Here is a 15460-nt window from a genome sequence, read left to right on the forward strand (position 1 = left end):
TTAAAATTATCAACAATTGTTAAAAAACTAAAAATGTCTTAAAAGCGCTAAAAAGCATCTTAAAATTGATTTTAGTCATTTTTTTTATTTCATTTTTTTCAAAAAAACACAAAATCCCGCAGAAGCGAGATTTTGGAGCTAAAAATAATTAATATTCTATACTTTTATTTATTAATATGCTGAGTTGTGAACGTTTGCTATTGCTCTTCCTGATGGTTCATTCATTTTTTTAAATGCTTCATCCCATTCTAAAGCTGTTGCTGTACTACATGCTACGCTTGCCTCTTGTGGTACACTTAATGCTGCAGCATCACTTGGGAAGTGTTCTTCAAAAATAGAACGATAATAAAACTCTTCTTTATTTTGTGGTGTTTGGATTGGGAAACGGTATTTTGCATTTTCCATTTGCTCGTCACTTACTTCTCTTTCTACTACTTCTTTTAAAGTATCTATCCAGCTGTAACCAACACCGTCACTAAATTGCTCCTTTTGCCTCCAAGCAACGCTTTCTGGTAACATATCTTCAAATGCTTTACGGATAATCCATTTTTCCATACGTTCTCCATTAATCATTTTGTCTTGTGGATTTAAACTCATTGCCACATCCATAAATTCTTTATCTAAAAATGGTACGCGACCTTCAATACCCCAAGCTGCTAAACTTTTGTTTGCTCGTAAACAATCATACATATGTAATTTATCTATTTTACGAACTGTTTCTTCATGAAACTCTTTAGCATTTGGCGCTTTATGAAAGTATAGATAACCTCCAAAAATCTCGTCTGCTCCTTCACCCGATAGTACCATTTTTATGCCCATAGATTTAATTACTCTTGCCATTAAATACATTGGTGTTGAAGAACGAATAGTGGTAATATCGTAGGTTTCTATATTATAAATCACATCTTTTATAGCATCTAAACCTTCTTGAATTGTGAATTTAATTTCGTGATGTACAGTACCAATATGGTCTGCTACTTTTTGTGCTGCTGCTAAATCTGGTGAACCTTCTAAACCAACAGAAAAACTATGTAGTTGCGGATACCATGCTGCTTGTTTATCATCACTCTCTATACGTAATTGTGCATATTTTTTTGCAATTGCAGAAGTTACAGAACTATCTAATCCACCAGATAATAAAACTCCATAAGGCACATCGCTCATTAACTGTCTTTTTACAGCAGCTTCTAATGCCTCTTTTACTTTTGCTATACTAGTTTCGTTATCTTTTACTTTATCGTAGTCTCGCCAATCTCTATTCCACCATTTAACAAACTCGCCATCTTTACTTGACATGTAATGACCAGGAGGAAATAATTCTATTTTAGTGCAAATACCTTCTAAAGCTTTTAACTCTGAAGCCACATAAAAGGTTCCGTTTTGATCCCAACCTATATACAATGGAATAATTCCCATATGGTCTCTTGCTATAAAATATTCGTCTTTTTCAACATCATAAATTGCAAAACCAAATATTCCGTTCATTTCATCTACAAAATCAACACCTTTTTCTTTATAAAGCGCTAAGATGACTTCGCAATCACTTTCGGTCTGAAAGTTATACTTACCGTCAAATTGCTTACGTAACTCTCTATGGTTGTAGATTTCGCCATTAGCAGCCAAAACCAGTTTTTTATCAGGACTAAACAATGGTTGTTTTCCTGATGCTGGATCTACAATAGCTAAACGTTCGTGCGCCAATATAGCTTTATCGTCACTGTATATACCAGACCAGTCTGGTCCACGATGACGAATAATTTTAGACATTTCTAATATTTGAGGTCTTAAATCTTCGCTTTTCTGTTTTAAATCGAAAGCACATACTATTCCACACATAATCTTAATATTTTAAATTGGTTAATTACTAATTGATATAACAAATATTAGTTTTATGTTTCAGTATTAAAACACAAATACTTATTATGCTTACAAAATGTAATTTCAATTTAAAAAATTGATAAAAAATGAAATTTTAAGATAGACTATTTCATTTTTTAGTTAAAATGTGTGAGTTTAAATAAATTAAACTTTTAGATGTCCCCAATTTTCACCAGTTTTTATACGATGCAATTGCATTTCTGAAACACCAAACTGCTTAGCTAGAATTTTTAAACGTGTACGCCTATTAGGATCTAATAGTTTTTTCTTTAAGCGCATAGCTTGTGTTTCTGTTAGCTTAGAGTATTTGATAACACTATTTTTTGCAATGTAATCGGGATTTTTGAATTGGTGAAGTTCTTTTTCTCGTTTAGTTGCCCATTTTAGGTTTTCTACTTTATTATTCATTTTGTTATAATCTAAATGAATAACATACTTAGCATCTTCAGGTTTTTCTAAAAAATGTTGAGCTACAATTTTATGAATGTATCTAGCTGTTTTTGTCCCTTTCTTTTTAACAACAGATACTGTATTATAGCCGTTTATAGAATATTGTTTTTCTATTAAAACATCTTCACCGTTAACTACTTTTATTAGTCTACCGTAGTTAGATATTTTAAATGTCATTTGTTCGGAAATATCATTATCAAAAACAATGTCTTTCCATTTTTCGTTGTAGTGATTTCTAATCATATTGTATTACATTTACACACTTAATAATATACATTATGATTAATAGCTTGCTGCTAAGTTACTAATTTTAAGGGATATTGAGATACTTATGTGTTTGCAAAGACACTTTCCATTTAGGATTTGCCATTACGTAATCTACAATTAATGGTATCATTTTATCTCTTTTACTCCATTCTGGTTGCATGTATAAAATGCAGTTATCGTTGACTTTAGCGGCTTGTTCTTCTGCAAATTTAAAGTCATCTTTATTGTAAATTATAACTTTTAACTCGTCAGCTTTCTCGTAAACTTTTTTTGTAGGTAATTTCATCTTTTTTGGAGATAAACATATCCAATCCCATTGTCCTGTTAGCTCATAAGCACCTGATGTTTCGATATGAATCTTACAACCTTCTTCTTTTAATTGTCTTGTAAGCTCTGTCATATCCCAAGTCAAAGGTTCTCCTCCTGTAACAACAACTGTATCACTATATTTCTTTGCATTAGCAACAATAGTTTCAGTTTTTGTAGGTGGATGTAAATCTGCAATCCAACTTTCTTTAACATCACACCAATGACAACCAACATCACAACCACCTATTCTTACAAAGTAAGCTGCTGTGCCTTTATGATATCCTTCTCCTTGTATGGTATAAAATTCTTCCATTAATGGAAGCATTAAACCTTTGTTTACTAAATCTTGAATCTCTTGCTTCATAGCGTACAAAAGTAAGACAAATAGCTAAATATCGCTTGAAGATTTTTGCTTAATCAACATTTCGTCTAATTATTCTTACAAATCAACGAAAAACCTGAAACCAAGCGGCTTATAATTTCGTAAAAGAAATATGTAAGTTTATTTTTACAAACGTAAATTAATAGTCATGAAAAAAATTAACATCTTAGTTTTAGTTTTACTAACTTCAGTTTTATCTTTCTCTCAAGTTGGAATAAACACCTCAAATCCAGATAATTCTTCAATTTTAGACATTGAAAGTTCTGATAAAGGTGTACTGTTTCCTAGAATGACTTCTGTAGAAAGAGATGCAATTGCAAATCCTGCTAACGGACTTATTATCTTTAATACTGATGAAAACAAGCTTCAATTTAATATAGGTATAAGTACTGCTCCTATTTGGACATCTGTAAACAATAACCCAAGTGTAAGCACAGATGCAGGAAACCAATTAACTAGTGGATCTGACAATGGTGTTTATTTAGGAAGAACAACTCATTTTGGTAAATTTAGAATTACAGGTACAGGTAATGTTACCATTTCTGGTTTACCTTTTGAGCCTTCTCAAGTAAAATTCACAGCTTATCCTAATGTTGAAACCTATGATTTAAATAATGACAATCAAGTTGGGAATAACACAGGCACACTAGCAAATACTTTTGGAAGTATGACTGGTATTGCAACAAATTACTCTGGAGTAATCTCTGAACAATTAATTTTTGTAGGCGGATCAGGTTCTTCTATAAACAACATCTCAAGATTCGCGTCTTCATCTCATTGTATTGGGGTAAGATATACTAATAATAACGGAAACAATTTAGGTATAACTTCTGCTTCAATTGTAAGCTTTAATGCTGATGGTTTCACTATTAATGTAGATCGACATGCTGATAATTTAGTTGTTATTTTTGAAGCCTACAAATAAGGAAATTATGAAAAAAATATTTTTTCAAATTGTCTTTATTTGTTTATGCTCTTTTGTTTATGCTCAAGTAGGAATAAACACTTCAAACCCTGATCAATCTGCAATTTTAGACATTGACAGTAATGAAAAAGGTGTTCTTTTACCAAGGTTGACTAGTGCCGAAAGAGATGCCATTATCAACCCAGCAAACGGTTTGATTATATATAACACGGATAGCGATGAAATACAAATCAATACTAATACATCCGCAACACCTAATTGGGAAGCATTAAGTATTACAGCAACGTCAACAGCATCTCCTGGACAGTCTACCAAATACAGTAATGTAGATATTACAACAAATATTAATAACAATACAGCTATACATTTACCTGTTTTTGGGCTTGCAGAATGGAACGATAATACTTCGCTTTACGTTATAGACAATGTAAATCATACAGTAACTGTTAATGAAACCGGAAGATATGAAATACTAGTTAATGCAAGTATTATATCAACAAGTACTAGTGCAAGAAAAGCTCCAGAAATGTATATTTCAGTTAATGGCACTCAAGTTGGATCGTTTTCTTCTACTGGATACATGAGAAGAGCTAACGGTCATGAAGAAACGACTTTAAATCTTAATGAAGTTATACAAGTTAACGCTGGCGATGTTATTAGTATAGATATTTTAAGAACAGGAAACACTGGTGCTGTTAACCTAAGATCATCAGGTAGCACTAATTTTTATATAGAAAAAATACTATAAATAAATCCCTCCAAATAGATTAATTCAAATGAAATCTTTTCTTATTATATTATTTTTTACAATCAATTTTACTTTATCTTTTTCTCAAGTAGGAATAAACACCTCTACTCCTGATGATGGATCTGTTCTGCAAATAGATAGCACAACTGGTGCTTTTGTACCTCCAAGAATGACTAGTACAGAAATGAACGCTATACCTACGCCTCTAGAAGGAGCTATGGTATATAATACAACAACAAGTTCTTATTATGTATTTAAAAATAATGTCTGGTCTCCACAATCTAGTCGTACTTTAATAATAAACAGAAACTTTCCTAATAACAATAATGCTTTAGCTACACCAAATAACACTTATGTAAACTTTCCAATAGGTACAGCAGATGTAATTTCTAATAATTCAGAAGTATTTAATGTTACTGGTAATGGTACAATAGAGATTTCTCAAGCTGGAAATTATTTATTTACAGCTTCATTATCTTCACCTAATATGCCTAACGGAAACACTAAATACATTTTAGCTCTAGAAGTAAACAACACTTTAGTTGGTTATTTAAACAGAGGTGTTGCAACATTACAAAGCTCTGATTATTGGGGAACAAGCGGCGCTATTATGTATCCAGTAAACGCAAATGATGTTGTAACTATTAGATATGTAATTAATAATAACGGCAATACTATTAATGCTAAATTTGCTAATATAGGGATCACCAAACTGGACTAATAAAGCCTTACAAACTGTTAATATTTGCTTATTAGCTTATTTTTTTCTTCTTGTTTTTTGCTTTACTTTTATCCAAATTTAGTACTATGGGTAATCAAGAAGAATTTTTTAATCACATTGTCAACGGAAACACCTGTAAAGGTGATTTTATCACATTAGGATCTGCTATCTTAAATGGACAGACTTTACAAAACGCTTATGTAAACGTACCTCTAAAAACCATGAATAGACATGGTTTAATTGCAGGAGCAACAGGGACAGGTAAAACAAAAACACTTCAAGTCTTAGCCGAAAATTTAAGCGAAAAAGGCGTACCTGTTTTACTAATGGACATAAAAGGAGACTTAAGCGGTATTGCACAACCAAGTCCTGGTCACCCTAAAATTGACGAACGTATGGAAAAAATAGGATTAACTTTTGAACCAAAAAGTTTTCCTGTTGAAATTATGAGTCTTTCGGAGCAAGATGGTGTAAGACTTCGTGCAACCATTAGTGAATTTGGTCCTGTTCTAATCTCACGAATTTTAGATTTAACAGAAACCCAAGCTGGTATCGTTGCTGTAATTTTTAAATACTGCGATGATAACAAATTACCCTTACTTGACTTAAAAGATTTTAAAAAAATATTACAATACGCTACCGACGAAGGTAAAGAAGAATTTAAAGAAGCTTATGGAAGAATAAGTACTGCCTCTACAGGTGCAATTCTTAGAAAAATAATAGAAATAGAGCAACAAGGCGGCGATCTATTTTTTGGAGAAAAAAGTTTTGATGTAGAAGATTTGGTACGTACAACACGAGATGGTCGTGGTTATATAAATATTATTAGATTAACAGATATACAAGACAAACCTAAGTTGTTTTCTACATTTATGTTAAGCTTATTAGCAGAAATCTACGAAACTTTTCCAGAAAAGGGTGACGCAGACAAACCTGAATTAATCATGTTTATAGACGAGGCGCATTTAATTTTTGACCAAGCCTCTAAAGCCTTACTTAATCAAATAGAAAGCATTGTAAAACTAATACGAAGTAAAGGAATTGGAATCTATTTTGTTACTCAAAACCCAACAGATGTGCCTGAAGGCGTTTTAGGTCAATTAGGGTTAAAAATTCAGCATGCTTTACGTGCATTTACAGCAAAAGACAGAAAAGCAATTAAGCTAACAGCACAAAATTATCCTGATACCGATTATTATGATACCGCAGAAGTTTTAACAGCTTTAGGAACAGGAGAAGCTTTAGTATCTGCTTTAAACGAAAAAGGAAGGCCAACACCATTAGCCGCTACTATGATGCGTGCTCCAATGAGTAGAATGGACGTTTTAACTAACACCGAATTACAAAATTTATTAGACGACTCTAAATTAGTTTTAAAATACAACGAAAATATTGATAGAGAAAGTGCTTACGAAATGCTTAACAAAAAAATTGAAAAAGCAGAAATAGCTAAAGCCAAAGAAGAAGAAAGAGAAGCAAAAGAAAAAGCATCTAGAAAAACCTCAACCAGAAAAAGTACAAGACAAAACCCAATTATAAAAGTATTAACTAGCGCTACATTTATTAGAGCCGCTTTTGGTATACTAAAAAAAGTTATCAAATAAACATTTAAAATGTATATGAAAAAAACAATATTAGCCTTAAGTACCATTGCTATATTAGCAACTTCTTGTAAAAATGAAGCAGATCCGTTTTTAGTTAAAGAACAAAACATAGGAATGCTTACCGACAGTACTCAAATAAAAGATTTAGATATCATTTTTGCTAAAGACTCAATTGTAAAACCTATTGCTGGTGATGAGTTTGCTGGTTCTGTAAACACAATAGAAGTTTATGAAACAGGCGGAAAACATTTACTTTCAATAACTCCAAAACAAGTTTTAGATAGTACCTCAACTATTTCAATAGTAAAATTTAAAGACCCAAGATATCAAACAGAAAAAGGAGTAAATAACTTAAGTACTTTTGAAGATATAGAAAAAAATTATACAATTTCTAAAATTCAAAACTCGTTTAAAAGTGCTTCGGTTTTTGTAAAAGGAAGTAAAATGATGTTTTTATTTGATAAAAACGATTTGCCTGCAGAATTTAAATTTGATATTACAAAAACTATAGAACCTGCTAACATACCTAGCAAAGCAAAAATCAAACATTTTATGATTGGATGGTAAACCAGTATTTCACCTTCAATAGAAATAAAATAAAACTTATATAAAACAAATCTCAATGTCTTCATCTAAAAAATACACCATACAAAATAGTCCCTTTATTGTTCCTACAACTGATGGAAAGTTAATAGAAGAGCATTTTGGACATGCTACAGATGGTAACAAAGACATTAGCATTGCGCATATGATTGCACCTGCTGGATGGTCAGAACCTTTTCAAACTCCAGAATTCGATGAATTTACGTATATTATAAAAGGTAAAAAGCAATTTATTATTGAAGACGAAACCGTAGTTTTAGAAGCTGGACAATCTATTAAAATAGAAAGAAACACAAGAGTACAATACTCTAACCCTTTTACAGTAGCTTGTGAGTATCTTTCTATTTGCACACCAGCGTTTTCAATAGATTTAGTACACAGAGAAGACTTGTAAAAAATGAAAAAAATAATAAAAAAAGCTCTTCCAAAAATAATTGGCACATCGCTAAATACCATTAGTTACATAGCGCCAAAATATGCTAGCACAAAAGCATTAAATATATTTGCCACACCACGTAAAGGTCGTTTAACCGAGACGCATAAAAACTTTTTAGAAAAAGCAGATCAATCTACTTTAAAATATGAAGATTACACCATACAAACCTATCAATGGAAAGGAGAAAAACAAACCATTTTATTGGCACATGGTTGGGAAAGTAACACTTACCGATGGAAATCTTTAATTACTAAATTACACAAAGATGGCCACAATATTATTGCTTTAGATGCGCCTGCACATGGACAATCTAGTGGTACTCAATTTAATGCTATTTTATATTCTGAGTTTATAAATGTTGTGGCGTCACATTATCAACCAAAAGTTATTGTTGGACACTCGGTTGGTGGTATGTCTACAGTATTTTTCCAATACAAATATCAATTAAAAAGCATCGAAAAATTGGTATTACTTGGCGCACCATCAGAGTTTACAAAAATTTTCAAAAACTATGTAAACATGTTAAGCTACAATAGAAAGATTGAAAATGGATTAAACCGCTTGGTTGTTGATAGATACGATAAAGAACCTGCATTTTTCTCTTCTGCTAATTTTTCAAAAGAAATAAAAGCAGAAGGATTAATTATCCATGATAAATCAGACAGAATTATAAATTATGATGAAGCTGAATTAATTGCAAAACATTATAAAAATTCAACTTTAAAAACTACAGAAGGTCTAGGACACAGTTTAAAACATGATAGTATAGACGACGAAATTTTAAACTTTATAAACAGCTAATTTTGGAAGAACAACAATTAACAAGACTTAATAAATACCTTAGCGAAGCTGGTTACTGCTCACGTCGTGAAGCAGACAAACTTATTGATGCTGGTCGTGTAACTATTAATGGAGTTGTCCCAGAAATGGGTACAAAAGTAGCCCCAAAAGATACTGTTGCTGTAGATGGAGAGATTATCAAAAACAACAAAGACAGTTTTGTTTATTTAGCTTTTAATAAACCTGTTGGTATTGTTTGCACTACAGATACTAAAGTTGAAAAAGACAATATTATAGACTTTATTAATTACCCAAAACGCATCTTCCCTATTGGTCGTTTGGACAAACCTAGTGAAGGGTTAATTTTTTTGACTGATGATGGAGACATTGTTAACAAAATACTTCGTGCTAGCAACAATCATGAAAAAGAATATGTGGTTACCGTAGACAAACCAATTTCTCAAACATTTGTAAATAGAATGTCTAACGGAATACCTCTGGAAGAATTAGGTAAAACCACAAAAAAATGCAAGGTTAAAAAGTTAGATAGTCATACTTTCAATATAATTTTAACTCAAGGTTTAAACCGTCAAATTAGACGTATGTGTACGTATTTAGGTTACGAAGTACAAACCTTAAAACGTGTTAGAATAATGAATATAAAACTAGACGTACCTGTTGGAAAGTATCGAGAATTTACTAAGGATGAAATCAAAACTTTAAACACACTTTTAGAAGATTCGACAAAAACGTTTCAAGCAAAACAATCTAGAAACAGACGTAAAAATTAATTTAGTTTTTCTTTCTACTTACGATATAAAAAGGAAAATAAATTAACATAAATGCAGGTACTAAGATTAACTGTACTTTGATAATATAATAAGGCCAATCTCCTAAATAATCTAACACAGATCCCGAGATTGGTTTTTTATTTAAATAAGAATAATTAGCTTCTAAAAAGTAATTTATAACCATTAAAACAACCATATACAGTTGTAATACTAAAAAGGATTTAAAAACACTTTTTAACTTAGGTTTCATCTTTAAAACTACAATTGCATAACTGATAATGGTTAGTAACCCTAAGTGAACAATCCAATATCTAAAATAGTCAAAAGAAGGAAAACCAACTTCTATATCTGGTGTAATAACACCTTGAGATGTACCTAAAATTATCCAAAACAATAATATCTCAAACAACCAGAACCTTCTTGATGTTGTAAAAATAAAGATGAATAAAGCCATAAAACTACACAGAAACAAAGGTAAGTCTGATGTCACATCATAATATCCAAAGCAAATCTGATATAAATGAAACACTGCTATAAAGCCAGAAACAAAAACACCTAAATATTTAAATATTTTGTTTTGGTTTATTGTATTTTGATTTAAGGCAAATCGAATTAAAACAATTGTAGCTATTACAGCAATAACAATAGGAAGTATATGTTCTAAACTTCCAAATAAAACACGTTGAGTTAAAGGCATAAAAAAAACCTGAATTAAATTCAGGTTTTAAAAATAGACATTTATTTTTTATTTATTTTTCTGTGTCGTTCTCTTGCTAATAAAGTGTTTTTAAGTAGCATTGCAATTGTCATTGGTCCTACTCCACCTGGAACAGGCGTAATAAAACTTGCTTTTTTACTTACATTTTCATAGTCTACATCTCCTGTAATAACATAACCCTTAGCAGCTTCTTCGTCCGGAACACGTGTAATACCAACATCAATAATTACAGCATCGTCTTTTACCATTTCGGCTTTTAAGAAATTTGGTACACCTAATGCAGAAATAATAATATCTGCTTGACTTGTAATTTGTGTAATGTTTTTAGTATGACTATGTGTTAGGGTAACAGTTGAATTACCAGGAAAACCTTTACGTCCCATTAAAATACTCATCGGTCTTCCAACAATATGTGATCTACCAATAACTACAGTATGCTTACCTTTTGTGTCTACTTGATAACGATCTAACAGTTCTAATATTCCAAATGGAGTTGCAGGAATAAAGGTTGACATATCTAAAGCCATTTTACCAAAATTCATAGGATGAAACCCATCTACATCTTTATCTGGGTGAACAGCCATCAAAACTTTTTGAGTATCTATTTGCGGCGGTAATGGTAATTGAATGATAAATCCGTCTATATCATCATTTTCATTTAACTCTTCTATTTTATCAAGTAATTCAATTTCGCTAGTTGTATTAGACATACGTACCATTGTAGATTCAAATCCTACACGTTCGCAAGCTCTTACTTTACTTCCTACGTAGGTTAAACTTGCTCCGTCATTACCTACAATTACTGCAGCAAGATGTGGCACTTTTTCGCCATTTGCTTTCATCTTATCGACTTCAGCTTTAATTTCGTTTTTTATGTCGTTACTTACCTTTTTTCCGTCAAGAATTGTCATGTTGTGTTGTTGTTATTTAATATTGGTAATTTAACTTATTTTACTGTTTGTTTTTAAAACAAAAAAACATGAGTTACCTCATGTTTTTCATTGCTTGCATCATACGTTTTCCGCCGCCACCTTGCATCATTTTCATCATTTTGCTCATTTGGTCAAACTGTTTTAGTAACTGATTGACTTCTTGAACAGATGTACCAGAGCCTTTTCCGATACGTTTTTTTCTACTTGCATTTATAATTGAAGGATTAGCGCGTTCTTTTGGAGTCATAGAATGAATTATTGCTTCTATACCTTTAAAAGCATCATCATCTATGTCTATATTTTTCATCATTTTTCCAGCTCCTGGTATCATTCCGATAAGGTCTTTCATGTTACCCATCTTTTTGATTTGCTGGATTTGTTTTAAGAAATCGTCAAAACCAAATTGATTTTTAGCTATTTTCTTCTGTAATTTTCTTGCTTCTTGCTCGTCAAACTGTTCTTGAGCTCTTTCTACTAAAGACACAACATCACCCATACCAAGGATACGATCTGCCATACGTGAAGGATAGAAGACATCGATTGCTTCCATCTTCTCTCCTGTACCAATAAACTTAATTGGTTTATTTACTACAGATTTAATAGAAATTGCGGCTCCACCACGTGTATCACCATCTAATTTGGTTAAGATTACACCATCAAAATTTAATACATCGTTGAAGGCTTTTGCTGTATTAACAGCATCTTGACCTGTCATAGAGTCTACAACAAATAGTGTTTCTTGTGGTTGTATAGCTTTATGGATGTTAGAGATTTCGGTCATCATAGCTTCATCTACAGCTAAACGACCTGCGGTATCTATAATTACCACATTATGTCCATTTGCTTTTGCATGCGCAATACCTGCTTGAGCAATTGCTACTGGATCTGTGTTACCTTTATCACTATAAACATCTACCTTTATTTGATCACCAACTACGTGTAATTGATCTACCGCTGCTGGACGATATACGTCACAAGCGACTAATAAAGGTTTTTTTGTTTTTTTGTTTTTTAAGTAATTAGCTAGTTTACCCGAAAAGGTAGTTTTACCAGAACCTTGTAAACCTGACATTAAAATTACAGTTGGCGCACCAGACATGTTAATACCTTCTGCATCACCACCCATAAGTTCGGTTAACTCGTCTTTAACGATTTTAACCATTAACTGTCCTGGTTGTAACGTTGTTAATACGTCTTGACCAAGTGCTTTTTCTTTTACTGTTTTAGTAAAATCTTTAGCAATTTTATAGTTAACATCGGCATCTAAAAGCGCACGTCTTACTTCTTTTAAAGTCTCTGCAACGTTTACTTCTGTAATGCTACCGTGACCTTTTAATACGTGTAATGCTTTATCTAACTTTTCACTTAAATTATTAAACATAATTTTCCTATTTTTTTAAGAAGCACAAAAATAGCAATTTGTAGCGTATTTGTAAAGTCTTAATGTGATTTAATTGAATAAAAAAAGACTGCCTTTTTTAAGACAGTCTTTAATATAATTTCTAATTTGGATTTACATTTTTTCAATAACAAAAACAAATTCGTTGTTATTATCATCGTTAACATGATGCAATTCTAGTCTATTACTATTAACTTCTGTAATGTACCAATCGTCATCCATTTGCCAGTAAGGAAAAATTCCTAAGTAGTTAATTACGTATCTTAAATTACTGTTTTCGTCTCTAACCACTTCGCCTTGTAGATTTGTTATAGTACCTGCATTGTTTGCTTGAATGTTTGCTCCTGCAGAAAAATTAAAAGTTATCCCTGAGTAATCTGATGTGTTATCTACGCCTTCCATAGTAGAGTATGTAATTTGCCAAACACCATCATATAACCAGTTTTGTATCTGATCAACATCTCCATCTGTGGTGTTATTACATTCTTTTTCTAGCTTTAAAGTTGTTCCATTTGCTGAAAAAATAATATAATCTTCTGTTATACTTGTTACGGTGTAATAACCGCCTAATCCTGAAGATGTTCCTTGCATTGCAAATAATACTACTAATTGATCGCTAGCTGTATTTTCTGCAGACAAACTTCCGTAGTTAACAGTTTCTCCTTCTACTGCATAAACAAATTCATTTTCATTAAAAGTGAATGTTTGCCCAGCATATGTACTAGTTTGGTCTACACCTGTATTAATGTAGCTATATACTGTCCAATCGCACTCGGTTATTGTATTAAATAAATCTGCTTCTGTGTAACATGGTAATTGTTCTAAAATTAGATATTCTCCGCTTGCATTTTCAAATTTTAATCTGTCTGAATCACACTCAATCAAGCTCCAATAATCTGATATTGCTTGGATATTTGGACCTGAAATATTGGCTAATTCTAAAATAATTTCGCCAGAAGTTTCTTCTGTAACATTCCAATATCCATTGTAAGAATTAGCATTATCTGTATCTGTAATTGCTATATCTGCATTATCTTCAAAAGTTAAGTTGAAATTGAGTAGATTATCACTTCCGTTTAGGTTTACTACATTCCACACACAGGTTTGTAAATATGAGTTTACATCTGATTCTGTGCAATTTAAACTACAATCTTCTAAGATTAAGCCTAATTCTAAAATTTCAAATTGACTTGGATTATTTAGCACTTCTATTCTTACATAAATAGTTTGAGGACTTGAAATATTACTATATGCGGTTACATTTGGTATAGCATTAATATTAGTTTCTGCATCTACTATAGTTTCATGAAAGCTTACTTGTACGGGACTTGATATTGTACAACCATCAATATCACTTAAACCTTCATAAAGATTGAACGTTTCTAGTCCATCATTGTTTTCGTCGCACTTTACAATATCATTAGCTTCTAAACAACCTAATGGATTATTGCTAACAGTACAGTCTTGTTCTATTTGCATTGTGATTTGACCGTTATCTAAATTGTACTCGTCTTCATCATCACAATTAACAATTGTCCAATCTCCTGCTAAGTCTTCCCAATCTGTTGTAAAATTTAAAGTTATGATTGCTCCGTCCTGAGTTACTGACCAACTACCATCATGAATTATATTACCAGCATCGTTTAAAACAGAAAATTCGTAATTGGTATTAAAATCTATGTAATAATCGCTAAATACATTAGAATTGTTATAGTTTGAAATATCCCATAAACATTCTTTTAGGTTTAGTTCTACATTTTCGTCTGTACAGTTATTGTCATCGTCATTCCAATCGTAATCATCATCTTCGTCGCATGTACCATCTGCATCGCTTATAGCTACTTCTAATTCTTGGTTATTATTTACAATTACAGTGTTTCCTGAAGCGGTTATTAATGTTACAGGAAAGTCTAAACTTGCTAAAATTGGTCCGTCTAAATCTTCTAAAAAGTTATATAAAGCTTCGTCGTTATTTATTGTCACTGTATTGATAACCTGAAAATCTGTATTATAAATTGAAAAGGATACTGGATATACAAAGTCAATACATTCTATATCATCATCATCTTCGTTTTCTCCTAAACAATCGTCAATTAACTCTTCTAATTCTTGCTGACTAGTAATTAGAATTTCTGTATAATTGTTTAAAGTCACAGTAATTGGAAATGTAATATTTACCTGATCATCATCATTAGTAAAAGCATCTAAAATATTTTCTAATTGACTATAATCTGCTACACTTTGTATTGTAATTGTAACACCATTTGCCGTAACAGTTACAGGCAATACAACTTCTAAACAGTTGGCATAATCTACTATATTATCTTCAGAACCATCATTAGAAGCCATTCTTAACATTAAGTTAGCAGCTGTTGAGTCGCCTTCAATTATATCTTCATTTGAAGGATTGATAATTTCGGTTTCTTCGTTTTGACAAGACATTGTTAGCATTAATGCTAAAAACGACAAGTAAACAAAGTGTTTTAGTTTAAAAAAATTAATGGTCGATTTCATAAT

Annotated in this window: 15 protein-coding genes; 8 read left to right on the forward strand and 7 right to left on the reverse strand. The window is 31.6% G+C overall.

Annotated features, from left to right (window positions below; all coding sequences use genetic code 11):
• Positions 1-171: 171 nt before the first annotated feature.
• The 3 genes from asnB to ACEQT4_RS10615 all read right to left on the reverse strand — a co-directional run bounded on the left by asnB (position 172) and on the right by ACEQT4_RS10615 (position 3268).
• The gene (gene asnB, locus ACEQT4_RS10605) at positions 172-1836 is read right to left on the reverse strand and encodes an asparagine synthase B (RefSeq protein ID WP_370227587.1); all 1665 of its coding nucleotides are present in this window, start codon (positions 1834-1836) and stop codon (positions 172-174) included.
• Positions 1837-2022: 186 nt separating this feature from the next.
• Entirely contained in the window at positions 2023-2571 is a 549-nt protein-coding gene (locus ACEQT4_RS10610; protein WP_027880169.1) for an HNH endonuclease, read from the reverse strand.
• A gap of 67 nt (positions 2572-2638) precedes the next feature.
• Complete coding sequence (locus tag ACEQT4_RS10615; RefSeq protein ID WP_106676792.1) at positions 2639-3268, reverse strand: 7-carboxy-7-deazaguanine synthase QueE; 630 nt, start codon at positions 3266-3268, stop codon at positions 2639-2641.
• Between the two features lie 166 nt (positions 3269-3434).
• Between ACEQT4_RS10615 and ACEQT4_RS10620 the strand changes: the two genes are divergently transcribed.
• The 8 genes from ACEQT4_RS10620 to rluF all read left to right on the forward strand — a co-directional run bounded on the left by ACEQT4_RS10620 (position 3435) and on the right by rluF (position 9894).
• The gene (locus tag ACEQT4_RS10620; RefSeq protein ID WP_370227590.1) at positions 3435-4211 is read left to right on the forward strand and encodes a hypothetical protein; all 777 of its coding nucleotides are present in this window, start codon (positions 3435-3437) and stop codon (positions 4209-4211) included.
• Positions 4212-4218: 7 nt separating this feature from the next.
• Entirely contained in the window at positions 4219-4959 is a 741-nt protein-coding gene (locus ACEQT4_RS10625) for a hypothetical protein (RefSeq protein WP_370227592.1), read from the forward strand.
• A gap of 28 nt (positions 4960-4987) precedes the next feature.
• A complete protein-coding gene (locus ACEQT4_RS10630) occupies positions 4988-5680 on the forward strand; it encodes a hypothetical protein (protein ID WP_370227594.1) in 693 nt (230 codons plus the stop codon).
• 86 nt (positions 5681-5766) lie between these two features.
• Positions 5767-7284: a helicase HerA-like domain-containing protein gene (locus ACEQT4_RS10635; protein WP_370227596.1), complete on the forward strand. Its 1518-nt coding sequence runs from the start codon at positions 5767-5769 to the stop codon at positions 7282-7284.
• A gap of 15 nt (positions 7285-7299) precedes the next feature.
• Positions 7300-7851 carry a hypothetical protein gene (locus ACEQT4_RS10640; protein WP_027880173.1) on the forward strand — a complete coding sequence of 184 codons (552 nt, stop codon included), beginning with the start codon at positions 7300-7302 and terminating at the stop codon, positions 7849-7851.
• Between the two features lie 55 nt (positions 7852-7906).
• Positions 7907-8281, forward strand: coding sequence for a cupin domain-containing protein (locus ACEQT4_RS10645; RefSeq protein WP_027880174.1), 375 nt, complete (start codon positions 7907-7909; stop codon positions 8279-8281).
• A 3-nt stretch (positions 8282-8284) separates the two neighbouring features.
• Positions 8285-9124 (forward strand): alpha/beta hydrolase, encoded by an 840-nt coding sequence (locus ACEQT4_RS10650; RefSeq protein WP_370227599.1) that lies wholly within the window; start codon positions 8285-8287, stop codon positions 9122-9124.
• Between the two features lie 2 nt (positions 9125-9126).
• A complete protein-coding gene (gene rluF / locus ACEQT4_RS10655; RefSeq protein WP_370227601.1) occupies positions 9127-9894 on the forward strand; it encodes a 23S rRNA pseudouridine(2604) synthase RluF in 768 nt (255 codons plus the stop codon).
• Between the two features lies 1 nt (position 9895).
• Here rluF and ACEQT4_RS10660 read toward each other — a convergent pair whose 3' ends face one another.
• The 4 genes from ACEQT4_RS10660 to ACEQT4_RS10675 all read right to left on the reverse strand — a co-directional run bounded on the left by ACEQT4_RS10660 (position 9896) and on the right by ACEQT4_RS10675 (position 15457).
• Positions 9896-10591, reverse strand: a complete 696-nt coding sequence (locus ACEQT4_RS10660; protein ID WP_370227603.1) for a TIGR02206 family membrane protein — start codon at positions 10589-10591, stop codon at positions 9896-9898.
• A 41-nt stretch (positions 10592-10632) separates the two neighbouring features.
• On the reverse strand, positions 10633-11523 hold the full coding sequence (locus tag ACEQT4_RS10665) for a bifunctional 5,10-methylenetetrahydrofolate dehydrogenase/5,10-methenyltetrahydrofolate cyclohydrolase (protein WP_027880178.1): 891 nt from the start codon (positions 11521-11523) through the stop codon (positions 10633-10635).
• A gap of 73 nt (positions 11524-11596) precedes the next feature.
• Positions 11597-12925 carry a signal recognition particle protein gene (gene ffh / locus ACEQT4_RS10670; RefSeq protein WP_027880179.1) on the reverse strand — a complete coding sequence of 443 codons (1329 nt, stop codon included), beginning with the start codon at positions 12923-12925 and terminating at the stop codon, positions 11597-11599.
• 132 nt (positions 12926-13057) lie between these two features.
• Complete coding sequence (locus tag ACEQT4_RS10675) at positions 13058-15457, reverse strand: hypothetical protein (RefSeq protein WP_370227606.1); 2400 nt, start codon at positions 15455-15457, stop codon at positions 13058-13060.
• Between the last annotated feature and the right edge of the window lie 3 nt (positions 15458-15460).

It is taken from the genome of Mesoflavibacter sp., from assembly GCF_964226795.1.
GTDB classification, from domain to species: Bacteria; Bacteroidota; Bacteroidia; order Flavobacteriales; family Flavobacteriaceae; genus Mesoflavibacter; species Mesoflavibacter zeaxanthinifaciens.